The following is a 23,650-nucleotide window of genomic DNA, read 5'->3' as shown; positions in this document are numbered from 1 at the left end:
AAGCAGCGAGTGCTGCTATAAAATCTTTTCTTCATACCGATGAAATATCAGGGGCAAAAGAATGCTGTATTTGATTGGATAGAATATTGTATCGTAAAAGCCTTTTTCTCGTATTCATTTTATAACCAATCTTGAATCTAGAAAAGAATAACCAATGCGCTCTTCTGCATCAATTATACAATTACTCTTATCGCTTTTTCTTAACACCATACACATTTTTCATCTGCTCCTATTGTAAGATATCTTTTTTCTTAAAATACCAGATACAACCAACAATCGTAATGAGTGATAAAGCAATCACGAAAAGATAGCCATAGCGCCATGTTAATTCCGGCATAGTCGTAAAGTTCATGCCATACCATCCAACAATCAATGTAAGAGGTAAAAAGATGATGGTTACGATCGTAAAAACATACATCATACGGTTTAGATTCAAATCATATTGTGACTGCTGCAATTCGCGTACTTGTATGATGTAATCTTTTAGCATTTGCACGCTTTGTTCATAGCGTTGCACACGATCGGCAAAAATACGAATATGATGCAACTGATCTTTTTGAAATAGATCATTTTCATCTTGTTGTAACTCCTCGGCGATATCCATCATTTGTGCAAAGTAATGTGACAGCATCGTGATTTCACGACGAATCTTCATGATATTGGCAGTCATCGTCACCTTTTGCATACTCAAAATATCTTCTTCCATCTGCATGATTGTATTCTCAATAGATTCAAATAGAGGATGCATAGGTGCCAAAACACTTTCTAAAAGAATAGCCAAAACATGTTCTAGGCTATAACTGGTGTTTGGTATTAACTCTAACCTGTGTTGAAATCGCTGCAATGCTTTTTCATCTTCACAAACTAGTAAGATGAGGTTCTTTTTAAAATATACACCAATATGAATAAAAGAAAGTTCTTCATCCTGTTTTATAATTTCATGCACAAGACCAAAGCAATAACCAAAATAAGCATCTAACTTATTAACCGTATGCTGATGATGTTCTTTCAATTCCCGCAATGTCTGTGGGGCAAAGCCAAAATGGGCAAGTAATGGTTCCATTTCCGCCATGCGATATACGCCTGCACATAACACGGTATCATTGACATCATCTAGTGTAATAGGAATCATTTTTTGTTCTAATCGATACAGCATATTGACACCTCATTTCTGATATGAATATAAGAGCATAGCACTAAATAATAAGACGATTCCACTTCCCTGCATTCCTGTACACGATTCTTGCAAGATTAGAAAAGATAGTAATATAGCAGTCAACGGATCGAGATAACTATATAATGCACTACGTGCTAAAGCTAAGTGAGCCAATGCATGAAAATATAAATAATACGCCAATGCAGTATGAACAATACCAATGCATAACAACCAGGGAAGTTGGGCTAACGATATATGTAACATGGTGGTATCTTTACTTATTACTAAATATATGCCAAGTAGGATGGCCGCAATCGATAACTGCCAACTTGTCAATAATAATCCAGGCATCGGCTTTCGAAAACGTTGTAGTAATAAAATCATTGCATAACAGAAAGCAGCACATAATCCCATAATCACACCACGTAAGTTAAATGCACTTTGTGGTTGCCATGAAATGAGAATACAGCCAATCAAGGTTAATATAAAACATCCTATTTGACGTTTGGTAAGTGGCTCATGAAAGAATATAAAAGATAATAACAAAGCCAATATAGGAGCTGTATAATACAGCATGGTTGCTATGGACACACTGACATAACGATAGCTTTCAAATAAAAAAATCCAATTACCGGCTAACGCAGCTGCAGATAATACCATAAGCTTTCTTTCACCTTTCGCTAAAGAATGCGTCTGTCGTTTAAAAAGGAGCATAATTTGCAATACGATAGCTCCCAACAAGGTTCTTGAAAAAGCTATGGTGGCACTGGATGTTGCTACATTGCGTACAAATGGAGCAAGTGTGCCAAAGATGATCATTGCTAAGATCATCTCATAATCACTACGTTGCAGTCGCTTAAACATCCATAAATCCTTCTAAAGCATGATAGACGATATATTCTGCATAAGTATCCATTGCACAATATTGTGTTAACTCCTCATAGATTTGTTGTTTCTTAGTACCTTCACTTTCTTGATACTCCCGCCATTTTGCTACCGCATCTAATCCATAAGAAATGGCCAAATCTTCATAATGATAAGAACTGAAAATCGGCACCAACGTCTTTAAAGAAAACAGACCTGCCATACGTACATCATAAACATTTCCGGTGGAAAAAGGCAGGGATAAATCCACCATGCGTTCCCATATCTGCATCAAAGCTTTTTCATATTGCGGAAACTGTTGGGCCAATTGTACCAAGCGCAGTTTCTCAGCCCCCTCCATATTATAAACTAAAATCGTTCCCATTTTCGGTACACTTGCTAACAAAGCTTCTATAAAGGCAAGGCGACAATCTTTCTCACCGATAAAACCAGTATGTTGTAATGTCTTTCCTTTTTCCTCTTCAACATGGAGGCTGAACTGAAAGGTCAAAACATCAAAAGGCTTCATTCCTTCATAAGGTGGAAAGGCATACGTTTCCCATTCAAAATCCAGATAAGAAAGGGGATAACTGATATGATCTTTGCGCCAAGTTTTTAAAGCGGCAACATCCACATACAGCCCGCCATATGTATCCGCCATGATCTGGGCATATTGATGGCGTGTTCCTTCAATACGATCAAGATCGGCATCCTTTAAACGTTGGATTCCCTCTTCTTTCATCGCATATTTATGCTGTGATTGAACTAGATTAGTAATAGCGCCAGGTTGACTTTCTTCTTGAAAACATTCTTTATAAAAAGAACATTTATTTCCTCTAGTACAAAACGATGTCCGCTTTGGTTTTATCTCATCCAATGCATCTAATATACGCATATTCTCAAGCAATGGGCGAATATCTCGCAGTTTCATTTGTACAAGCTGAAAAATATTTTTACCAGGGCGATTATGTGAATTATAAAAATGATCACTGATGGTAAGTAATGCATGTACATCTAATGTTTTTCCCCGTATATACTCCGCATTCAAATGAATGGCATAGATTTCATCTATTCTAATATCCAACAATTGCAACACCGCAATGATATCGGCGATATATTGAGCTTCCTGTTCCTTAGGGTAACAGCTGCGATAACTCATATACAGGATGGTCTTACCTTCCTCCTGTATAAGTACAGGAACTTTGATACGTAAATCTTCATATGCAAAACGGGCATTGACCAATGGCTTTTTCTCTGCGAAAGCCTGCAACGCTAAAGCAGGATCATCATTTGCCTGTCCTTCAAAACAATCATTTGGCAACAACAGACGTTCTTTCATCAGCGAAGTCATACTTTCTGTATATTGCACATAAGGAGTAAATGACTTTTGAACTCTTCTACTTAACCAAAACAAACGTTCACAACGTTCCATCTTTTTTATATCGGTAATATGATACATTTTATTTCTCCACACTTTCTCTATCTTGTATTATATCATAAGTTGGAACCTTCGTTTCATGATATTGTCGAAACATGTCTTCTACAATATGTTTTAGTTCCGCTTTTAAAGAGAGGGGTTTTCTTACTTCGACCTGATTACCCAAAGATAACAGAAACTGCATAGCTGGAATTTTCCCTTCCATGATCGTTGTGAAATGTAAAACATGTTCATCTATCCATTCACCTTTCGGATCGATGCCAATCATTTTTTCACTTACTAACAAAGCACTCTCACCATGTATCAATACATCCAATTCATAAACCTCATTACGAATAAGACCCTTTTTGCCAATATGCTCACTTACTTGAAAATCAGCATCCCGCTGAAATTTCACATCACTTACTTGCACTTTTTTCATACGCTCTTCACTAAACTTAAAATTTCGATAATCCTTTGCCTTCAATGAATATGCTAAACAATAATAGCTCCCTGCATCGTTCAAGATTTCATATGGATGAATACGTACCTTTTCAAAATTTTTAGCATGCATTCCTTTATATACAATATCAACAGCAAGTTGATCATTACGAGCACCATCCATTCGCATGATAAATTCCTTTAACATTGGATTAAGTAATGGGGTATTGCCCTTCACATAAATACTGCCTTCCTTTTTTTCCATAGTAAGCGTTGCCATTAATTTATCCATCGCAGATAAAAATTGTGGCAACAGCAAAAAATCATCATGACTCTTCATATAGCTGATCGCCTCACTCACCGCCTTAACCTCTTCTTGCCGTAAACCGACAATTGGAAAAAGACAGGATGCATCCAGCTGATAACCGCCATATTTGCCGGTCGTGCTAATGATGGAATAGCCTGCCTCTTCAAGTTCTTTGCGATATTCGGATACATTGCGTATATTTGTATCTAATAATGTCGCTAATTCTTCTCTTGATAAAAAACCTCTTGCTTTTAATAGTTGCAACATTTGAATACAGCGTGCACTGCGTTTCATTTCCTCTCATCCTTCCCATTAGGAACGTATGACCTTTGGATGATAGTCCAATGGACTATAGCGGGATGGAAAAGAACCAAAAACCGGTTCAACTTCTTTTTTCTTTGGTACGATACCTTTGGGTGCTAAAGCCGCCACGACTTCACCTATTCCATTTTCTAACGCAAAACCTAATGCCTCTTCCGTGTGATATGCTCCTGCTTCTAAAAATGCCAGAACAGCATCTACATTACGCGTATAGACAGCATGTAATAAGATGGGATAGCCATTGAAAATCCAATTGGGATCCGCCCCAAAATCTAAAAGTTCCTTGATTCTTTCCGTTTCCTTGTTCCAAACTGCATTTAATAATTCCTTTGCCATTTTTCTCTCGTTTATCATATAGCCTCAACCTCTTTCCTTATCTTTACGGCTATATCATAAACCTCATTGTTACATTATTTGTGTAACAATATAAAAATAGTATAAACTTTTTTTTATTATCTGTACAGCAAAAAAAATCTTCCTACAATTCATATATAGAAAGATTTATTTTATATTTACTTAGTTTTCATTTTGTCCTGCAGCATTGGTTCCATTGGTATTGTTGGCATTTGTTTTACCATTATTATTCACATCACCATTTTGATTCCCACTTGTCGTATTACCGGCATTGGGATCGTTTGTTTTGGCATTTCCATATGCACCATCACTTGTTGGCGTATTGGTCGTATCTTTGGCGCTTGTTCCTGCATTTACTCCACCACTTGTATAACCATCAAATGTTGTTAAGACATCGTTCATATCAGCATTTGGGTCATATAACAGTAAGAAATTTCCATTTACTTTTGCTCCATACTCCATTTCTTTATTTTTGATATTTACTCGTACTTTACCTTTTTCTCTAGCCTCTTTTAAGACTTTTTTCATGTTTTCATCATTACTTTTTACACGATATAGATAAGCTGTTTTGCCATTCACCTCAAAGCTTTTTCCTTCATATGCCGCAAATTCCATATTTTTGATTGGCTGCATATTCTCAAGCTCAACTTTTTTGTTATTGAAGAAGCTCATGACATTGTCAATGCTGTCATCAATATCATTTTTTACATCATTTGCAACATCACCGGTATCACTTTGATTTTCCTTACCAGTGGTTTCATTGTTATTACTGCTACAGCCTTGTAATATACCTGTGAACAGAAATGCTGCCAGCAATACTTTCATTGTTTTTTTCATTACTGATTCCTCCTTGTCAATCTTTAGTATGCACAGGGCTTTTTACTTTATTCCTCAAGCAGCCATGGATATTTATTTCGCAATGCTTCTATCACACACAATGCAGAAACATGTTTATCTTTAACCTCTAACATGATATCAACTTCCTCTTTTTGTAAATCTTTGCAGAATTCCAAAAATGTCTCTATGTCAATAGATGAGGCATGGGCACCGGCACGTTTTAACGGATCCTGTTCGCTGTAATGCATCTTCATGCGCCCATCAACGGATTTCCAAGTCTGCTTTACCAACGCTAGACATTGTTTTTCATTAAGATTGGTAAGAGATGGATTTAATTTATGATGCAAATTATCGAAGACCACCGGTATCTGGATTTTTTCCGCGATCCATAAGACATCCTCTAATGTATAATAGCGATCATCATTTTCAATGATCAAACGTCGTTTGATTGTCTCATCCAATTCTCGATATTCTGCCATAAAACGTTTCATCGCTTCCTGTTTATCGCCATATACCCCACCCACATGTAACACCATCTTATGCGTGGCATCCTCACATAAAAGATCCAAAAGCGCACAATGATATTGTAAATCAGCAATCGCTCTTTGTACCACTTCCGGATTAGGAGAATTTATAATCGTATATTGTCCAGGATGCATAGAAATCCGCATATCATAGCGTTTAATTTGTTCTTGTAAGAAAGTAAAGGCTGACTGAAACAAAGTCTGCCAGTCAACACTGTTGATAGGACTAGAGCCAAAAGGTATGATGTCTGAACTAATGCGAAACATTTTAATTCCCTGTTGATGATTATATGTCAGAATATTTGATAAAGCGGTTAAATTGTGATCTATCAGTTCTATTAAACGCAACTCACTCGCATTTTTTGCGATACAGCTACGCATTTTTGTATCATCCTGTAATGCCAGTGTACAAGCATATCCAATTTTCATCTTATCACCTATTGTTAGGATGGCTCTTGTATGGCCCACTATTCTTGTCAAAATTCTTTGTTTCCTGTATGATAATACCAAATAGAAAGGTGATTACAATGAAGAAGAAATATATCTTTTTTGATATTGATGGTACATTAACCGACAATGCTACTAAAAAAATCGTACCTAGTGCTCAGAAAGCACTAGATGAGCTGCAAAAAAACGGACATTTTGTGGCGATTGCCACAGGGCGTGCACATTATAAGGCACGACCCTTTATGGAAAGCGTCCATCTGCATAACATGGTTTGTTGCGGAGGAAATGCACTCGTAGTAAACGATGAACTTATCCAAAACATTCCCTTAGATCGTGAACAAAGTATTGCCTTATATCATCAAGCAATCAATGCTGGATATGGTGTATTAGCAATGCTAGATGATTCTATTGACCTTTATGGGATAGATGACACGTTTGTAAAACAATGTGGAGAACGTCAAGAACCTACACGCTATGTGTATGATCAAAACTTTCGCATTGAGGATGCAAAAGATATTTATAAATTATATATCTCCGTACCTATTGATGAAGAAGATCGCATTCCTTTATTAAAAGAAGTCGGCCAGCTCCGCTTCGTCGATGCTTACTTAACAATTCAACATGACCGAAAAAAAGATGGTATTATAGACATGTTACGCTATATTGATGGAAAAGCTGAAGATGTTGTTGTATTTGGTGATGATACAAATGATTTGGTCATGTTTGATTCACAATGGACAAGTATCGCGATGGGAAATGCTAAAGAAGTCTTGAAGAAAAAAGCGGATTATGTGACAGATACTAATACACGTGATGGAATATGGAAGGCTTGTAAAAAGTTTGGGTGGATTGCATGAGACATGAGAAACAAACAACAGATGTTTTGTATGTACAAGACTGTTATCTTCGTTTGCTACGAAAAGAAGATGCCGCCATGTATTATGAGAAAGGTTTTGCGCAAGAAGATGAGGAAGTGAGACGTTTTACCGGAACGACACAAACGTTTAGCAAAAAGATGATCTACGATTATGTCGAACGTATTGCTGAAGCAGATGATCGCTATGATTTTTTAATATTTACATATCAAGACGAGTTAATTGGGGAAGCTGTTTTAAATGACATTGATTGGGATGCTAACATGGCTGGTTTTCGAATTGCTTTATTTTCAAGTACACAAACAAATAAAGGCATCGGTAAACAGGCCGTAAAAGCTGTTACGGATTTTGGATTGTATACCTTACAGCTTCATCGCATTGAACTGGAAGTGTTTGATTACAATCCTCGTGCCCAACATGTGTATGAATGTTGTGGCTATCAGATAGAAGGACGAAAAAAAGATGGCTTATATTATGATGGCAATTATCACGATATTCTTATCATGGCTATCCTTCATCCATAACAACCACTATGAAAATAAAAAAACATCCAGATAGGTGATTCGCTTGGGAATATCAACGCTTACCAGTACAGACCCTTTCTATTTGGATGTTTTTTATATCTTTATCGCTTACAAAGAACTTAACAAATACTTTTTGATGGATGGTCTTGAACTAAGAAATCCGGTTTTTTCATATCCCATAAAAACCAACCAAACAGTAACACACCTTTAAAAATGGAGCTTATGGTAATGGCCCACCAAACACCGTTTAAACCAAGCCCATTTCCCAGCAACATTGCCAAAGGTATACGAGCGGCCGTCAAGGTTACGGATATAATCGAAGGTGGCAATGTCCTACCTAAACCATTAAAAGCACCGGCAGTAGTAATTTCCATACACATAAACAACTGGGAGAAACCTAAGATACGTAAATAATCTACGCCCATCCAAATGACTTTTGGTTCATTGATGAAAATCTGAAAAATAAACTGCGGAAATAAAAGCAATATCAAATTACAAAGGATGCCCCAGCTTATCATCAATCTCATAGACAAACGATATCCCTTGCGAATACGCTGTGCATTATGCGCACCATGATTTTGAGCTACAAAGCTATTTAAAGCAGCGGCATAGCCTTCCGCACTCATCCAAGAAATGGATTCTATCTGTGAGCCAACCTTTTGCACTGCAACGGCTGCATCACCCCAACCGGCAATAAAGCGTGCTATCACCATAGAGATGCTGCTAAACAACATACTTTGTAATCCAATAGGCAGCCCAATACGAAATATTTCCTTCATTTCTTCCTTGTGTATATGTGAAAGAATATGTACTTGTAAAAAAATAAGTGTATCTTTTCTTATTGCCATTAGAAATAATAGACAAACAATCATTTGGGCCATTACTGTAGCTATAGCTGCCCCACGCACTCCCATCGCCGGTATCCCACCAAAACCAAAGATAAAAATAGGATCTAAGAGGATATTCATGAGCAATCCCAAAGCGGTCACTATAAAGGAAGTCTTAGAATTTCCCATGGCTGTCAAAATACCCGTGAATATCTGATTAAGAAATGAGAAAATCACCAGGCCACAGGTGATGATTAAATAACTTTGTGCATCGCCTGCTACCTGTGCACTGTTTAATTTAAAAAAGCCAATCATTTGCCGTGAAAAAACGACCGTGACAAAACCAAATGCCAATGCGAAAACAATGCCCATCTGTATGGCACTTTGGGCATAACATGCTGCCTTGTTTTGATCTTGTGCGCCTAAAGAATGTGCAACTTTGACCTGAGCACCCATCTTGGCTAAGGTGACTAGGCCATTGGAAAGCCACATGAACATACCGGCAGCACCGACAGATGCCACAGCATTTGCCCCGATTCTGCCAATCCATAGCATGTCGGTAAGATTATATGCCATTTGTATCAAACTGGTTGCCATGATAGGTAGTGCTAATGAGCTTAATGCCGGAAGTATCGCACCATCTAACAAATTTACATATTTCTTCATTATATCCCTCAATTCTATAGTGTGGTTATAGTACCATACCTAGAAGGTTTTTAGCAATTCTTATACTGGATATAAATGAAAAAACTATTATCACAGGTGATGTCTTATAAGAACTTCATCGATTTCCTATGAGCTTCTTTTCATGAAAACGATTGAGGATAAAATAAAGCATGCATAGCTAAGAAATTCTTAAACTAGCATGCTTTGTGCGATTACTGTTTATCAGTTTATATTTGCATCAGAAGGCAAAGCGAATTGCACGATAGCTTTAAATAAGTCCCCATCTACTTCAATATGGAATTGACCATTTTGAATCTCCGTAAAGCTTTTAACGATTGCCAAGCCTAAACCACTTCCTTCTCCATGACGAGAAGAGTCACCTCGTTGAAAACGTTCGACAATTTGCGTTTCATCAAAATTTAATGGTTCCGCGGATATATTTTTCATGGTGATTATCACCGTTTCGTTTTCTGCTTTCACCATCACATAAACTCTTGTATTGGCCAATGCATACTTCCCGATATTGATAAATAAATTTTCAAAAATTCGCATGGTTTTATCGCCATCTAACGCAACCAAATATTGTTCTTGATCAAAGCTAGTAATGACCTGTAAATGCTTCTCTTGTAATAATTCACTACATTCAGCTTGTGCTTGTTCGATTAATGCTTTGACATCTAACTCCATAAGATTTAACTGAATGTTTCCACTATTAACTTTACTAACCTCAAATAAATCTTCAATCAGACGACTTAAACGCTGTGTATATTGAGCAAGCATTTGTACATATTGTGTTCTTGTTTCTTCTGACAATGTCGTATCTTGCAACAATTCAACATAATTTCGCATACCGGTCAATGGTGTTTTTAAATCATGTGATACATTACTGATAAGCTCCGTTTTCATTAACTGCGATTTTGTTTCTTCACGCACAGCTTTTTCAAAACCACTGCGCACTTGGGTTAATTCCTGTTGTAGTTCTTTAAATACACCATCTACATGTGTATATTCATAATCAAAACGTCCTTCTTCCATCGCCTTTGCATTCTCTAGTAATTCTTGATACTCTAATTTTACCTCTTTCAACTTATCACGCAGCCAAAAGAAAAGAGCAATTGTATATCCAAAGGAAAGGATGATACCAAATCCCTGCAAGGAACAAAAGATAATAACGATTAGCAAATTTATCAATAGCAGTTTGATCAAACTCTGATTCAATTTATCTAGTTCTACATCTGCTAAAGCATTAACATAATGCTTAAAACGCCGAATGATACTGCCAATGAAGGTGTCCTCTTTCAAATAGCGAATCACACCATGGACAATTATATACTTTAGCAAAAAGAAAATGATTGATAAATAAGCAAATAACAACATCCATGCCGCAAGGTTCGCAAGTAGGCTTATGCCATCCCATATTTCATATCGTAACAATATTTCAGCCAATAAGCCATTCATCGTATAATTAGAAAGCACCACTACACCCATGCAGCCAAAGGTAATCAGGCAACAGGCTAAAATGGAATTGATTTCAAACTTGATTTGCGCAAAAATTTTGAACGGTTGACATTGTTCTACGATACGAATCGGTACTAGAAGTATGAATAAAGCTAAAATACAAGCACCTACTCCCATAGCGATAAACACGTAAGGAGTATATTCATATCTGTCATAAATTGTATCATAAACATACATACCATTATTTGTTAATTTCTCAGGGATGCGTATAACAACTGTAAAATCATTACGAAAAGAAACCTTTGCATCATTTTTTTGATCATATAAGGAAGGATCACGGATAAACGTATTCATACAATCCACAAAATAATCTTTAGCACCATTCGTATAGTTACCAAAATCTCCGCTCAGCTGTAAAGAACCATCTTTCTTAAAAGTTCCTATGCCATAAAACATACTATTATTTTCACTTAAATCATCCTTGACATTCGCTGCTAATCGTTTTTTTGTATTTGCATCATAAACGATATATTGTACATTTTCATCATTTTGGAAACAGGAGACTGCTCGATCCATCAAGCTTATATACTCATCTTCAAAATGACTTTTTTCAGGAAAATTTGAAAACCTTGGATAGGACCATTGTTCATCCGCAAATTGATTCATACTGAGTGCATAGAAGAACAATTCATCGCCCAGTACATTCTGAATGGTTTTATGCATATTCTCTTTATCCATTTTAGATGATGGATAAAAACTGCATATAGTTATGCTGATCACACTGAGCAACATGATCCATACACTTAAAAATATTCTTTTTTGCTTCATGCTTTTCACCTATCCTTTTTCAATTTTATATCCTACGCCCCATACCACTTTCAAATATTGTGGCTGACGAGGATTCACTTCAATTTTTTCACGCAATTTACGAACATGTACCATGATTGTCTCTGTATTGATGGCTTCTTCTTCCCATACTTGCTCATAAATCTGTTTTGCAGAGTACACTCTTCCTGCGGATTCCATCAACAATTGAAGAATAGCAAATTCTTTCGGAGTCAATTTGACACGCCTGCCATCTACATATACATCCTTTGTATAGGTATCGAGTTCTAATCCGCCGACACAGAAACGATGGGGATTTTTCTCTGTTTTATCTTGTTTGGATGCTGTTTGTAGCGATAATATTTGTTCATACCGGCGCAATTGAGAACGCACACGTGCTAATAATTCCATTGAGCCAAAAGGTTTTGTGACATAATCATCCGCTCCTATATTTAAACCATTGATTTTATCGATATCCTCTGATTTCGCGCTTAAAAAAATCACCGGGAAATCATAGTTTTTACGCAATTCCATCGTCATAGTGATACCGTCCATGATCGGCATCATGATATCTACGATTGCCAAATGTACATCATTGGTATGAATCAAGTCAAGTCCTTCTTTTCCATTTTCCGCTAACAACACTTGATAGCCCTGATTCTTTAGATATATTGCGATTGCCTCGCGGATTCCTTGTTCATCTTCAACAACTAATACGGTATGTTCCATATGTTTCAACGCCCTCTCTTATTTACTTGTTCTATTTTAACCGATTTCTATTCACTTGGAAAGCTTAGATATTCCTATGCAGAAGAAATCCTGCAAACGTGCATACCGTACAGATGCAGTATACAAATAGTTCCATCTTATCCCTCCCACCGTTTTTGTTGCTGTATCATATAGCGCTGTAAGGTGGTTTTTATCATAAAGCCAACTGCCATTGCCAATACGATACCATCCATTGTATCAATCGTTCTTAAAAAGGGGGTAGATGCAATGATGATACATAAGGCAATCGTAACCAGTATACAGATGATGGCAAAACTAATTTGTTTTCTTTGTTTTTTCATCTTCATCTCCTCTTTCTTACTGTTATCAGTATGAAGGATAGTTCTTATCAACTGTTGAAATAAAATCTTAAAAATTTCTAAACAATGACATAACGAAGATGAATTATGATACTTCCTTGCGTTTAATTATTCTCCATCAGCTAGAATCCTTGTATGAACGTAAAACCAACCTAAATTTCGGTATCATAGATTAGATTACTTAAAAGACCAATATTAAATTCAATCTCATATAAAAAAAGACACAACAAGTAATTTGTTTGTATCTTTCTTCTTACTATTTAAACGCATTCTTGAATTTTTCAAATGGACTTTCATGATCTTTACGATTACGTATCTTCTCATATAATTCCTTCTCTTCACGAGAAAGCTTTTTAGGTATTTCAACTGTGATTTCCACATACTGATCACCTTGCGAACCTCTAGGTGATTTTACACCCTTACCTTTCAAGCGGAACTGTTGTCCATATTGTGTACCTGCCGGTATGGTTAATTCTACATCTCCATACACTGTAGGTACATCAATCTTACAACCTAACGTCGCATCAATCGCACTGATTGGTACACTGATTCTTATATCATTGCCATCACGGACAAACTGATTATGACGAGTAACTAAGATTTCGATATATAAATCACCATTAGGACCGCCATTTACACCACGTTCACCTTTGTTTGGCACACGAACCTGCTGACCAGATTGAATACCTGCCGGAATCTTAATATCCAGCTTTACACGCTTATGCTCATAGCCTTTTCCATGACATTTTGGACATTTGTGGGCAATCGTTTTCCCTGTACCATTACAATCCGGACAAACCGTTTGTGATTGGAAAACACCAAATGGTGTACGCTGCTGCTGAGTTACAGTACCTGTACCACCACAACGACTACAAGATTTCACATCAGATTTACTGCGTGCACCGCTGCCCATGCATTCATCACATTGTTCATCCACATCAATTGTAATCGTTTCGGTTTTACCAAAGATAGCATCCATGAAATCAATGCGCATTTGCATGAAACGATCATTTCCCTTACGTGGTCCATTGCTGGCACGGCGACTTCCACCGCCAAAGCCTCCGCCAAAGAAAGAACCGAAGATATCGCTCAGATCTTCAAATCCACCGAATCCGGCGCCACCGCCAAAGCCCTGTGCACCATCCATACCGGCAAAACCAAACTGATCGTAGGTTGCCTTTTTCTGTGGATCGCTCAATACTTCATAAGCTTCATTTATTTCTTTAAATTTTTCTTCTGCACCCGGTTCTTTATTTATATCCGGGTGATATTTTTTGGCCATCTTACGATATGCCTTTTTTATTTCATCCTCGCTTGCACCCTTGCTTAATCCAAGGACTTCGTAATAATCTCGTTTTTCTGCCATGCTCATCACCTTCCTGAATTGCTTGTTATAAATAAATGATAAAATGTTCCATAAATATTCATGTTACATTTCTTCATACCGGGTTTTATTTTATCATACTTTGCCACAAATACCATTCTTTATTTTATTTATGACACATCATTCTCATTATGACAACAAACTCGCTATCATCTTAGATACCGTTTCTAACAACATACAAAACCTAGCGCAAGCACTAGGATTTGTAGTCGTCAAACATTTTATTTCTTTTCTTCAAATTCAGCATCTACGACATTGTCATCGTTAGCACCCTGTGCATTACCAGCATCGTTAGGATTTCCTGCCTGCTGCTGATACATCTGTGCACTAGCTGCCTGTGCTGCTTTTTCCAAAGCATCCAGTTTTTCTTTCACAGCTGCCATATCATTTTCATCCAGTGATTTCTGTAAATCATCACGCAATTTCTGTGTTTCTTCTTTCTGTTTAGCGTCAATCTTATCACCACTGTCAGCTAACATACCATCAATCTGTGCGATAAAGCCTTCTGCACGGTTACGTAAATCAATTTCTTCTTTACGTTTTTCATCTTCTGCTTTGTGTTCTTCTGCTTCACGTACCATACGATCGATTTCTTCATCACTTAAACCGCTAGTGTTCTGAATCGTGATAGACTGTTCTTTACCAGTACCCTTATCCTTCGCAGATACATGAACGATACCATTAACGTCAATATCGAAAGTTACTTCAATCTGTGGAACACCACGACGTGCTGGAGCAATACCATCCAGTTTAAACATACCTAATTCCTTGTTATCATTTGCCATTGGACGTTCACCCTGCAATACGCGGATATCAACGGCTGGCTGATTATCAGCTGCTGTTGAGAATACCTGTGATTTGCTTGTAGGAATTGTCGTATTACGTGGAATCAATACTGTCATGACACCACCCATAGTTTCAATACCTAAGCTTAATGGTGTAACATCCAGCAACAATACATCTTTTACATCACCCTGGATAACACCACCTTGAATAGCAGCACCCATAGCAACTACTTCATCAGGGTTTACTGAACGGTTAGGCTCTTTGCCTAAAGCATTCTTAACAGCTTCCTGAACAGCTGGAATACGTGTAGATCCACCTACTAACAATACCTGATGGATATCGTTCTTTGTTAAACCAGCATCACGCAGTGCGTTGCGAACAGGTTCCATTGTACGATCTACCAAGTGTTTTGTCATTTCATCAAATTTTGCACGTGTTAAAGTAGCTTCAAAGTGCAATGGTCCATCAGCACCTGCTGAGATGAATGGTAAAGAAATCTGTGTCTGTACCATACCGGATAAATCTTTCTTTGCTTTTTCACCAGCTTCTTTTAAACGCTGCATTGCCATTGTATCTTTACGTAAGTCAACACCGTTTTCTTTCTTGAAGGTATCAACCATCCAATCAACAACAACGTTATCGAAGTCGTCGCCACCTAATTTCGTATCACCGTTTGTTGATAATACTTCAAAAGTACCATCTGCTAATTCCAGGATAGAAACATCAAATGTTCCACCACCTAAGTCATATACCAAAACTTTCTGTTCTTTTTCTGTCTTATCGATACCATAAGCCAAAGCTGCAGCTGTAGGTTCGTTGATGATACGTTCTACTTCCAAACCAGCAATCTTACCAGCATCTTTTGTAGCCTGACGCTGTGCATCGTTGAAGTAAGCAGGCACTGTAATCACCGCTTTTTCTACTTTTTCTCCTAAATAATCTTCTGCATAACCTTTCAAATACTGCAGGATCATCGCACTGATTTCCTGAGGTGTATACTGTTTTCCTTCCAATTCTACTTTTTCATTTGTACCCATTAAACGTTTTACAGATGAAACAGTATTTTTGTTTGTGACTACCTGACGTTTTGCGGCATCACCGACAATTCTTTCACCGTTTTTGTATGCGACAACAGATGGTGTTGTACGATTTCCTTCCGGATTTGTAATAACCTTACATTCTCCGCCATCCATCACAGCGACACAGCTGTTTGTTGTACCTAAGTCAATACCAATAATTTTGCTCATATGAATTTCCTCCTTAATTTATTCACTCACTTTTACGAGTGCTGCACGTAATACGCGATCTTTTAACATGTAACCCTTCTGCAGAACTTCAATGACCATACCGGATTCTACGCCTTCTTTGGCCTCCTGCATCAGTGCCTGGTGATAATTTGGATCAAATGGTTTATCCTGTGCTTCAATTACTTTGACACCTTCATTTTCCAAAATGTGTACCAGCTGCTGATAAATCATCTCAAATCCTTTCACATAATTTTTGATGTTAGGATCTTCAACCTTTACATCAAGTGCTCTTTCCAGATTATCCAATACCGGTAATACTTCAGTAGCGAATCCCTGGATACGATATTTTCGTACGTTGTCTGCCTCACTCTGCAAACGCTTCTTTAAGTTTTCTGCATCTGCATATGCCTTGAAATACGCATTTTTGCTGGCAGCGACTTCTTCCTTTAATTTAGCGACTTCTTCTTCTAATTCTTCAATGCGCTTGCGTTTTGAGAACTTCGCGCTTTTCTTTTCTTCTTTTTCTTCAGCTTTGGCATCTTTTTTTGCTTCTTTATCATCTGCCTTCGCATCTTTGTTTACTTCTTTATCCGCTGCCTTTTCGTCTTTGCCAGCTTCTTTTACTTCTTCGGTTTTACACGCTTCTTTTTCACAGTCACATGTTGTTTCTTGTTGCAATTCTTTTTCTTCCTGCATGATGACCTCCTATACTTCTTCCTGTCGATACAAATCTTCAAGAACCTTGCTCATATACTCCATCAAAGCAACGACACGGCTATACTGCATGCGGGTTGGACCAACGATCATCAGCTCACCTTCTTCATTGTCATTAACTTTGAACTTACTGCTGACAACAGCAACATCATTCATATGGATCAATTCGTTTTCACCGCCGATTTCAATTGCCATGTTGCCTTCGTGATTGGCAATCTGACGGAATAAAGAGCTGTCTTCCAACATCTTCATCAATTCCTTGAGCTTTTCGATATCTGCGAATTCCGGCTGGTATAACATATTGGTTTTACCGCTGCAATACACATGCTCCGTAGCGAATTTCATGAAAGCACTGACGAAGGCTTCAAACAAGACTTCATGTCGTGCGACATGACTAGCTAATAAAGGCTCAATTTCCTGCATGCGCTCCACGACCTCATTGATCGGTGTGCCGCTCAGCTTATCATTCAACAAATTGCAGCAGGTCTTGATATCGTCTATACTGACCTCGGTGTTAAAATGGAACGTTTTATTTTCCGTATGCCCATGGTCTGTAATAAAGACGGCGACTGCACTGCGTTCTGTCAAAGGAAATAGCTGAATGTGCTGCAAGGTTTGATACTTGCTTTCCGGTCCTAACACGACAGATGTTAATGATGTCATCTGCGATAGGATGTCACAGCTTTTCTTGACGATTTCATCCATTGAGTAATGGCGTTCCTTGAATACTTCCTGAAGAGAATTCTTAACTCCTTCATCAAGTTGCTTCTCCATCAGATGTTCAACATAGAAGCGATACCCTTTACTGCTTGGAATGCGTCCGCTGGAGGTATGTGTTTTTTCCAGCAAGCCGACATCCTCTAATGCAGCCATTTCATTTCGTATGGTAGCACTGGAACAAGTGAACTCTAACAAATCCATCAATCGCTTAGAGCCAACTGGTTCTGCTGTTCTGGTGAACTCATCAACAATTGCTTTAAATATGGATATCTGGCGATTTGTTAGCATGTCTTTCACTCCTTTCTAGCACTCCACCTCTATGTCTGCTAACAGTATATTCCTTTTTATTAGCACTGTCAACACTTTAGTGCTAATTTCCTAAAAATCCTTTGCCATATGCCTCCTTTCTTAGAGGCAAAGGCGTTTGCATTTTAAAAAAAGCATGCTATACTTTCGCTGTATGTAATTCTATTATGAAAATAAGAAAGTTTTCTTATCAAAATCGTATACTATAGAGAAGAAAGAGAAGGTTATTATGAATAAAATAATATGGAAAGATAATGAAGATATCGTAGCTGGAACAACGCTGCGTGATGTTCAAGTAAAAGAAGACAACAATATGGCTTTACATGTGGGAGGAAACCTGACTGATGTAATTGCGAATCGCCAAGGATTAAGCGAGGATCTTGATATTTCTCTAAATCAATGGGTATTTGCACAGCAGACCCATAGTGATCATATGCATGAAGTAACAAAGGCAGATGCAGGAAAGGGCAGCTTGCTTTATGTGGATGGTATTGCGGATTGTGATGCTTTATATACAAGAGAAAGTCATATTGCCCTTGGTGTTTTTCATGCCGACTGTGTACCGGTGCTGTTGTATGATCCATTCACCCACCTAATTGCGGCGATTCATAGTGGATGGCAAGGTACCGTAAAAGAAATCACACGAAAAAGTGTTGCCTATTTGCTCGCACAGGAAGGGGTACAGCCTGCCCATCTGCATGCCTACATCGGTCCTGCCATTAACTATCATAGCTTTGAGGTAGGTCAAGATGTCATTGAAAAAGTGCAGCAGATGAGCTTTGATACATCCGCTTATATCACCTATTTGCAAAATGGCAAGGCATTGGTAAACAACAAAGGATTAAATAAAGCCATGCTGTTACAGCTAGGTGTTCCCGAAGAACAAATAACGGTAAATAAAAACGATACCTTTCAGCCAAATGAAGCGCTGTTCAGCTATCGCAGAGATCATGACTGTGGCAGACATCTTAGCTTTATTATGATGAAACGTTAAATTAAAAGAAACAAAACCAGCCTTTACTTTCACTGAAAGTTCTGACTGGTTTTTTTTAAATGGATATTTTCTAACAATTGCTTTCTAGCTGTACCACTTTCTGACAACTATTCTTGGGCAGCCTCTGTTTTCGATTGACTGGTATAGGCACGATCAAAGGTCACAACCAAATAATAGGTATGCCCTTTCGCACTTACTTTTTCCGATAACATATCTAAGATGGTCTGGTTGCTCATCTTCACATGGAAAGGTACAACAACATCAAAAATTAAATTGGTGTGGGTTTCTCCAGGTACGATGCGGAAATCATGGATGGTTAGATCTTCATGTATCTCCTTTACAGATGTACGAATGTAATCACGCAATTCATTCGTTAAAGGATCATCAATATTGATGGGATCCATATGCAATACCATTTCCAATCCCATATTGTCTTTAAAATCACGCTCGATGTTATCAATCATATCATGGGACTTTAAGACATCTACTTTACAATCCACCTCTACATGAGCACTGGCAAAAGTGTTATGTGAGCCATAGTCATGGATCATCAAATCATGCATACCTAATACGCCCTCATAACTCATAATCTTTTGCTGAATCTTTTCTACCAAATCTTCACTAGGGGCCTGGCCTAACAATTCATCAAGAGCCTGTTTAATAATACCGGTTCCGGCAAATAGAATGAAAAAGGCAACGATTATGCCCATATAACCATCCAGGTTAAAATGGATCAAAGGAGAAATAATAGAAGATAATAAAACCGCTCCGGTTGCCATAACATCACTGATACTGTCAGCTGCTGTAGCTTCCATGATGCTAGATTGCAGCAATCTGCCATATTTTTTATTATAGGAATACATCCACAGTTTCACCGAGATGGAAAACACCAAGATAACTAAAGACAGCCAGGAAAAGACGACTGCTTCCGGATGTAAAATCTTATCTAAACTTGTTTTAATTAATTCAAAGCCCAACAATAAAATCAGACAAGCCACCACCATACTGGCAATACACTCATAGCGTGCATGCCCAAAAGGATGTTTCTCATCAGCCGGTTTGCTAGATAACTTAAAACTAATCAAAGAAATCACAGAGCTTCCGGCATCCGACAGGTTGTTGATTGCATCGGCTGTGATAGAAACACTATGTGCTAAAGTACCGGCGATAAACTTAAAGACAAATAAAAGAATATTGTTGGCGATGCCTACCGTGCTTGTTAGATTTCCATAGGCACGACGAACCTTTTCATTTTCGATATTCTCATGATCTGGTATCATTTTTTTTGCTAATAATGCTATCATCATATCACCCTTTTTGTTTTCTGAGTTTATAGTTTACCATATTTTATGAAAAACGCAAAGTCCCCTTCTTATTTCCTAAAGGTTTCCTGCAAAAGAGCATGTGGTAATTGCGATTTGTATCTAACGTTGTTTCCCTCATGTTTTTTTCATGAACATCATACGATAGAATAGGTGATGTACATGAAGAAATTCCTGCTTCCCTTCCTCTTATTTAGTTTCCTTATCACACTTTGCTTTGGCTCCTTGACCCTGCAATATGCACAACAAGGATTGACGATCTGGTTTGAAAAGTTGGTTCCCTCGATGTTTGTTACAATGGTACTGGTGAAATTTTTATATCACACACATGCCTTTGCTTTAGTTCCACTGCCTTTTCTTCCGACTTTGCTGAACATGAACAAAGCCGGTGTACAGCTGGTTCTTTGTACAATGCTGTTAGGTTTTCCCACCGGCTCACTGTTAATTGATGAAGCATATCACGAGCATACGTTATCCTTACCACAGGCACAGCGTTTGTTATATACCTGCTGTTTCGCAACTCCTGGTTTTGTCATTATGACTTGTGGTGTAGTATTTTATCATTCGGTAAAGATCGGTATTTTACTTTATGCAGCACAGTTATTCGCTGGCCTTTTTTTATTGTTTTTTACCCGTAAGCAAAGTGTTCAGGCAGCCTTTTCCCCTAGTGCTGCACAGCCCATGATGAAACAGTTGTCTATAGCTGTCAAAGAAAGCGGTCTGTCCTTATATATGATTGGTGGCTACCTCATGTTATTTCTAAGCATCAGCGGGGTGTTACTCTCCTTTTTACCCGAAGCTGTTGCACTGCCTTTGCGTATCAGTGCTGAATTTTCCAGTGGAGCTGTCTTACTCCAAAGTCTTCCTTATGCTCCCATACTAATCCAACTGCTGCTCTGTGTGCTGTTGTCCTTTGGCGGTTTCTGCGTCCATATGCAGATATTCTCTATGGTTGAGCATGTTCCTCTATCCTATGGCAAGTTTTTATTGTTCCGTTTGCTACAAGCCCTTTTTTCCTGCTTGTCCTTTTATATGCTGCAGATGTTGTTTTTATGATGTGCAAGTATTCGCATCTTTGCTTTCAAAAGTTGATACGTTATAATAAGAAGCAAGGAAGGTGATTATATGAAAATTGCTTGGATTGGTACCGGAGTCATGGGAAAAAGCATGCTGCTGCACCTTGTGCATGGCGGACATAGTGTTTCTGCATACAATCGTACCAAAGCGAAAGCATTGGATCTAGCCAAGGATGGTGTAAAGGTTTGTGACAGCATTGAAGAATGTGTGAGCGATGCAGAGCTTGTGTGTACCATGGTTGGCTATCCAAAAGATGTTGTGGAGGTTTATCAAAAAATCTTTTCGGCAGTACAAGCTGGTACTATCTTGATTGATTTTACAACCAGTTCTCCAAAGCTTGCACAACAGCTCTACAAAGAAGCTAAGAACCATGGTTTAGATATCTTGGATGCTCCTGTTTCCGGTGGAGATAGTGGAGCAAAAGCTGCCACTTTATCTATCATGGTTGGTGGAGATAAAAAAATATTTGAAACAGTTACGCCAGTTTTATCCCTACTTGGCAATAGTTTGCATTATATGGGAGAGGCTGGTAGTGGTCAGCATACAAAAGCCTGCAATCAAATCGCTGTTGCTGGTGCAGTCGCAGCCATGAGTGAAGCTATTGTTTATGCTGAACAAAATCATTTGAATGTAGAAACCATGTTAGAAGCAATCAAGGGTGGCGCTGCTGGAAGTTGGCAAATCGCCAATACCGCACCACGTGTCTTGCGAAAGGATTTTGCTCCTGGTTTTTATATCCATCATTTCATTAAAGACATGCATATCGTTCAAGAAGAAATGGCTGGCAAAGTTAATTTACCAATGCTGAATACAGTATGTGAGATGTATGAAGAATTAGCAAAAACCGAAGGAAACAATGGTACACAGGCTCTGGTTCATTATTATCGTACAGAGAAATAAACTATCAAAAGTCGCAAAAAGGTCAGAAGTTCTGACCTTTTTTATGCTTGCCATTTTACTGTTTCTTTTTTAAAGTGCTTTTTGATAAATAGCTTTAACATCCTCTTTGGTTAATGGTACAAAAGCAGCTTCTAAACCAGCACATGCTTTCTCTGCCATTACATCAAAGTAGCGATCATCCACAATGCCAACTTCGCGCAATGTTGTAGGAATGCCCATGGCTACAAAATATTCTCTGGTTTTTTGAATTGCCTGATGAGCAATCGTATAAGCATCTTCATCCTTTGACAGGTCCCAAACGTTGACACCGAATTCTTTAAACTTTTCTACAGTATTATCATTCAATACATGTTCCATCCAATGTGGTGTCAAAATAGCTAACCCTACGCCATGCGTAATATCGTAGTAAGCACTTAGCTGATGTTCCATAGGATGTACACTCCATTCAACAGCCTTGCCCAGCTTGATGAAATTGTTAATTGCCCAACTGCTTGCCCACATCAAGTTCGCTCTGGCTTCATAATCATCAGGTTTAGCAATTGCTTTCACACCAAATTCAATACAGGTCTTTAACAAACCTTCCGCCATACGATCCTGCATATATCCTTGCACATTTGAGAAATAGCATTCCATGATATGTGACATGATATCAGCTGTTCCGGCAGCTGTTTGATAAGCCGGAACACTAAAGGTATAGGTTGGATCTAGAATAGATGCTTTCGGACGCATATCTTCATGAGAAGTACCAATCTTATCATTGCTGTCCATATCGCTAATGACGGCAAAGGTATCCATCTCAGAGCCGGTAGCAGCTAATGTTAGAATGCTAACAATTGGTAAGACACTGACAACTTTGCTTGGATCTAAAACAATATCCCAAGCATCACCGCTATAGCTTGTTGCTGCAGCAATGACCTTTGCACAATCAATCGTAGAACCTCCACCGATTGGCAATACGACTTCAATATTTTCCTTACGGCATATTTCTACACCCTTACGTACGGTTGTAATACGTGGATTAGGTTCTACTCCTGCTAATTCAAAATACGTAATTCCGTTTTCTTTAAAAATAGCTGTAACATCATCATAAATACCATTGCGCTTAATACTGCCGCCACCATATACCAGCAATACACGCTTTCCATACTGTGAAACAATATCACCGATTTGTTTCACCTGTCCTTTACCAAAATAAATGGTCGTAGGTATTGTATACGTAAAATTTTCCATGTTTATCCTTCTCCTTTTTTCTTATTATACACCTCAACA

22 protein-coding genes are annotated in these 23,650 nt (G+C 38.1%); 5 read left to right on the top strand and 17 right to left on the bottom strand.

The features are described from left to right. Window positions 1–229: 229 nt before the first annotated feature. The 7 genes from EDD61_RS02810 to uvsE all read right to left on the bottom strand — a co-directional run bounded on the left by EDD61_RS02810 (window position 230) and on the right by uvsE (window position 6,650). On the bottom strand, window positions 230–1,156 hold the full coding sequence (locus EDD61_RS02810) for a magnesium transporter CorA family protein (RefSeq protein WP_008689003.1): 927 nt from the start codon (window positions 1,154–1,156) through the stop codon (window positions 230–232). Window positions 1,157–1,165: 9 nt separating this feature from the next. Further along, window positions 1,166–2,020 carry a DMT family transporter gene (locus EDD61_RS02805; RefSeq protein ID WP_008689004.1) on the bottom strand — a complete coding sequence of 285 codons (855 nt, stop codon included), beginning with the start codon at window positions 2,018–2,020 and terminating at the stop codon, window positions 1,166–1,168. Beyond that, on the bottom strand, window positions 2,013–3,479 hold the full coding sequence (locus tag EDD61_RS02800) for a DUF2779 domain-containing protein (RefSeq protein ID WP_132223860.1): 1,467 nt from the start codon (window positions 3,477–3,479) through the stop codon (window positions 2,013–2,015). The genes EDD61_RS02805 and EDD61_RS02800 overlap by 8 nt, the downstream gene beginning before the upstream one ends. Window position 3,480: 1 nt before the next feature. After that, complete coding sequence (locus EDD61_RS02795; RefSeq protein WP_132223857.1) at window positions 3,481–4,479, bottom strand: helix-turn-helix transcriptional regulator; 999 nt, start codon at window positions 4,477–4,479, stop codon at window positions 3,481–3,483. Between the two features lie 18 nt (window positions 4,480–4,497). Beyond that, on the bottom strand, window positions 4,498–4,860 hold the full coding sequence (locus EDD61_RS02790) for an ankyrin repeat domain-containing protein (protein WP_008689009.1): 363 nt from the start codon (window positions 4,858–4,860) through the stop codon (window positions 4,498–4,500). A 162-nt stretch (window positions 4,861–5,022) separates the two neighbouring features. After that, window positions 5,023–5,697 carry a hypothetical protein gene (locus tag EDD61_RS02785; RefSeq protein WP_008689011.1) on the bottom strand — a complete coding sequence of 225 codons (675 nt, stop codon included), beginning with the start codon at window positions 5,695–5,697 and terminating at the stop codon, window positions 5,023–5,025. A 47-nt stretch (window positions 5,698–5,744) separates the two neighbouring features. Next, window positions 5,745–6,650, bottom strand: a complete 906-nt coding sequence (gene uvsE / locus EDD61_RS02780) for a UV DNA damage repair endonuclease UvsE (protein ID WP_132223854.1) — start codon at window positions 6,648–6,650, stop codon at window positions 5,745–5,747. A gap of 98 nt (window positions 6,651–6,748) precedes the next feature. On the opposite strand from uvsE, the gene EDD61_RS02775 reads away from it, so the two are divergent. Beyond that, on the top strand, window positions 6,749–7,525 hold the full coding sequence (locus EDD61_RS02775) for an HAD hydrolase family protein (protein WP_132223851.1): 777 nt from the start codon (window positions 6,749–6,751) through the stop codon (window positions 7,523–7,525). Further along, entirely contained in the window at window positions 7,522–8,067 is a 546-nt protein-coding gene (locus EDD61_RS02770; RefSeq protein WP_132223848.1) for a GNAT family N-acetyltransferase, read from the top strand. Before EDD61_RS02775 ends, EDD61_RS02770 begins: the two co-directional genes overlap by 4 nt. 119 nt (window positions 8,068–8,186) lie before the next feature. On the opposite strand, the gene EDD61_RS02765 is transcribed toward EDD61_RS02770, so the two are convergent. The 8 genes from EDD61_RS02765 to hrcA all read right to left on the bottom strand — a co-directional run bounded on the left by EDD61_RS02765 (window position 8,187) and on the right by hrcA (window position 18,070). Continuing rightward, the gene (locus tag EDD61_RS02765; protein WP_008689018.1) at window positions 8,187–9,560 is read right to left on the bottom strand and encodes an MATE family efflux transporter; all 1,374 of its coding nucleotides are present in this window, start codon (window positions 9,558–9,560) and stop codon (window positions 8,187–8,189) included. Between the two features lie 222 nt (window positions 9,561–9,782). Then, the gene (locus EDD61_RS02760) at window positions 9,783–11,846 is read right to left on the bottom strand and encodes a sensor histidine kinase (protein WP_132223845.1); all 2,064 of its coding nucleotides are present in this window, start codon (window positions 11,844–11,846) and stop codon (window positions 9,783–9,785) included. A gap of 9 nt (window positions 11,847–11,855) precedes the next feature. Further along, window positions 11,856–12,572 carry a response regulator transcription factor gene (locus EDD61_RS02755; RefSeq protein ID WP_008689020.1) on the bottom strand — a complete coding sequence of 239 codons (717 nt, stop codon included), beginning with the start codon at window positions 12,570–12,572 and terminating at the stop codon, window positions 11,856–11,858. Window positions 12,573–12,709: 137 nt separating this feature from the next. Beyond that, complete coding sequence (locus EDD61_RS02750) at window positions 12,710–12,913, bottom strand: hypothetical protein (RefSeq protein WP_132223842.1); 204 nt, start codon at window positions 12,911–12,913, stop codon at window positions 12,710–12,712. 274 nt (window positions 12,914–13,187) lie between these two features. After that, window positions 13,188–14,297 carry a molecular chaperone DnaJ gene (gene dnaJ / locus EDD61_RS02745; RefSeq protein WP_008978936.1) on the bottom strand — a complete coding sequence of 370 codons (1,110 nt, stop codon included), beginning with the start codon at window positions 14,295–14,297 and terminating at the stop codon, window positions 13,188–13,190. A 239-nt stretch (window positions 14,298–14,536) separates the two neighbouring features. Beyond that, a complete protein-coding gene (gene dnaK, locus EDD61_RS02740; protein ID WP_008978935.1) occupies window positions 14,537–16,348 on the bottom strand; it encodes a molecular chaperone DnaK in 1,812 nt (603 codons plus the stop codon). Window positions 16,349–16,366: 18 nt separating this feature from the next. Then, on the bottom strand, window positions 16,367–17,044 hold the full coding sequence (gene grpE, locus EDD61_RS02735) for a nucleotide exchange factor GrpE (RefSeq protein ID WP_008978934.1): 678 nt from the start codon (window positions 17,042–17,044) through the stop codon (window positions 16,367–16,369). A 9-nt stretch (window positions 17,045–17,053) separates the two neighbouring features. After that, complete coding sequence (gene hrcA, locus EDD61_RS02730; protein ID WP_020991171.1) at window positions 17,054–18,070, bottom strand: heat-inducible transcriptional repressor HrcA; 1,017 nt, start codon at window positions 18,068–18,070, stop codon at window positions 17,054–17,056. 247 nt (window positions 18,071–18,317) lie between these two features. On the opposite strand from hrcA, the gene pgeF reads away from it, so the two are divergent. Further along, the gene (gene pgeF / locus EDD61_RS02725; protein ID WP_132223839.1) at window positions 18,318–19,082 is read left to right on the top strand and encodes a peptidoglycan editing factor PgeF; all 765 of its coding nucleotides are present in this window, start codon (window positions 18,318–18,320) and stop codon (window positions 19,080–19,082) included. Between the two features lie 107 nt (window positions 19,083–19,189). Here the strand turns inward: pgeF and EDD61_RS02720 are convergent, their stop codons facing one another. Continuing rightward, window positions 19,190–20,389 (bottom strand): cation diffusion facilitator family transporter, encoded by a 1,200-nt coding sequence (locus EDD61_RS02720; RefSeq protein ID WP_008689029.1) that lies wholly within the window; start codon window positions 20,387–20,389, stop codon window positions 19,190–19,192. Window positions 20,390–20,566: 177 nt separating this feature from the next. Between EDD61_RS02720 and EDD61_RS02715 the strand changes: the two genes are divergently transcribed. After that, complete coding sequence (locus EDD61_RS02715; RefSeq protein ID WP_132223836.1) at window positions 20,567–21,460, top strand: hypothetical protein; 894 nt, start codon at window positions 20,567–20,569, stop codon at window positions 21,458–21,460. Between the two features lie 69 nt (window positions 21,461–21,529). After that, window positions 21,530–22,381 (top strand): NAD(P)-dependent oxidoreductase, encoded by an 852-nt coding sequence (locus EDD61_RS02710; RefSeq protein ID WP_132223833.1) that lies wholly within the window; start codon window positions 21,530–21,532, stop codon window positions 22,379–22,381. A gap of 69 nt (window positions 22,382–22,450) precedes the next feature. Here EDD61_RS02710 and EDD61_RS02705 read toward each other — a convergent pair whose 3' ends face one another. Next, on the bottom strand, window positions 22,451–23,611 hold the full coding sequence (locus EDD61_RS02705; protein WP_128125226.1) for an iron-containing alcohol dehydrogenase: 1,161 nt from the start codon (window positions 23,609–23,611) through the stop codon (window positions 22,451–22,453). Window positions 23,612–23,650: the final 39 nt, after the last annotated feature.

The sequence above is a fragment of the Longicatena caecimuris genome, from assembly GCF_004341945.1.
Classification (GTDB): Bacteria; Bacillota_I; Bacilli_A; order Erysipelotrichales; family Erysipelotrichaceae; genus Longicatena; species Longicatena caecimuris.
Note: the sequence above shows the minus strand (reverse complement) of the source record. Positions and strands in the feature narration are given on the sequence as shown.

Excerpts from the sequence above, each read along its gene's own strand:
- EDD61_RS02810 (WP_008689003.1), bottom strand. The coding sequence starts at position 1,156 with ATGCTGTATCGATTAGAACAAAAAATGATTCCTATTACACTAGATGAT.
- EDD61_RS02805 (WP_008689004.1), bottom strand. The coding sequence starts at position 2,020 with ATGTTTAAGCGACTGCAACGTAGTGATTATGAGATGATCTTAGCAATG.
- EDD61_RS02800 (WP_132223860.1), bottom strand. The coding sequence starts at position 3,479 with ATGTATCATATTACCGATATAAAAAAGATGGAACGTTGTGAACGTTTG.
- EDD61_RS02795 (WP_132223857.1), bottom strand. The coding sequence starts at position 4,479 with ATGAAACGCAGTGCACGCTGTATTCAAATGTTGCAACTATTAAAAGCA.
- EDD61_RS02790 (WP_008689009.1), bottom strand. The coding sequence starts at position 4,860 with ATGATAAACGAGAGAAAAATGGCAAAGGAATTATTAAATGCAGTTTGG.
- EDD61_RS02785 (WP_008689011.1), bottom strand. The coding sequence starts at position 5,697 with ATGAAAAAAACAATGAAAGTATTGCTGGCAGCATTTCTGTTCACAGGT.
- uvsE (WP_132223854.1), bottom strand. The coding sequence starts at position 6,650 with ATGAAAATTGGATATGCTTGTACACTGGCATTACAGGATGATACAAAA.
- EDD61_RS02775 (WP_132223851.1), top strand. The coding sequence starts at position 6,749 with ATGAAGAAGAAATATATCTTTTTTGATATTGATGGTACATTAACCGAC.
- EDD61_RS02770 (WP_132223848.1), top strand. The coding sequence starts at position 7,522 with ATGAGACATGAGAAACAAACAACAGATGTTTTGTATGTACAAGACTGT.
- EDD61_RS02765 (WP_008689018.1), bottom strand. The coding sequence starts at position 9,560 with ATGAAGAAATATGTAAATTTGTTAGATGGTGCGATACTTCCGGCATTA.
- EDD61_RS02760 (WP_132223845.1), bottom strand. The coding sequence starts at position 11,846 with ATGAAGCAAAAAAGAATATTTTTAAGTGTATGGATCATGTTGCTCAGT.
- EDD61_RS02755 (WP_008689020.1), bottom strand. The coding sequence starts at position 12,572 with ATGGAACATACCGTATTAGTTGTTGAAGATGAACAAGGAATCCGCGAG.
- EDD61_RS02750 (WP_132223842.1), bottom strand. The coding sequence starts at position 12,913 with ATGAAAAAACAAAGAAAACAAATTAGTTTTGCCATCATCTGTATACTG.
- dnaJ (WP_008978936.1), bottom strand. The coding sequence starts at position 14,297 with ATGGCAGAAAAACGAGATTATTACGAAGTCCTTGGATTAAGCAAGGGT.
- dnaK (WP_008978935.1), bottom strand. The coding sequence starts at position 16,348 with ATGAGCAAAATTATTGGTATTGACTTAGGTACAACAAACAGCTGTGTC.
- grpE (WP_008978934.1), bottom strand. The coding sequence starts at position 17,044 with ATGCAGGAAGAAAAAGAATTGCAACAAGAAACAACATGTGACTGTGAA.
- hrcA (WP_020991171.1), bottom strand. The coding sequence starts at position 18,070 with ATGCTAACAAATCGCCAGATATCCATATTTAAAGCAATTGTTGATGAG.
- pgeF (WP_132223839.1), top strand. The coding sequence starts at position 18,318 with ATGAATAAAATAATATGGAAAGATAATGAAGATATCGTAGCTGGAACA.
- EDD61_RS02720 (WP_008689029.1), bottom strand. The coding sequence starts at position 20,389 with ATGATGATAGCATTATTAGCAAAAAAAATGATACCAGATCATGAGAAT.
- EDD61_RS02715 (WP_132223836.1), top strand. The coding sequence starts at position 20,567 with ATGAAGAAATTCCTGCTTCCCTTCCTCTTATTTAGTTTCCTTATCACA.
- EDD61_RS02710 (WP_132223833.1), top strand. The coding sequence starts at position 21,530 with ATGAAAATTGCTTGGATTGGTACCGGAGTCATGGGAAAAAGCATGCTG.
- EDD61_RS02705 (WP_128125226.1), bottom strand. The coding sequence starts at position 23,611 with ATGGAAAATTTTACGTATACAATACCTACGACCATTTATTTTGGTAAA.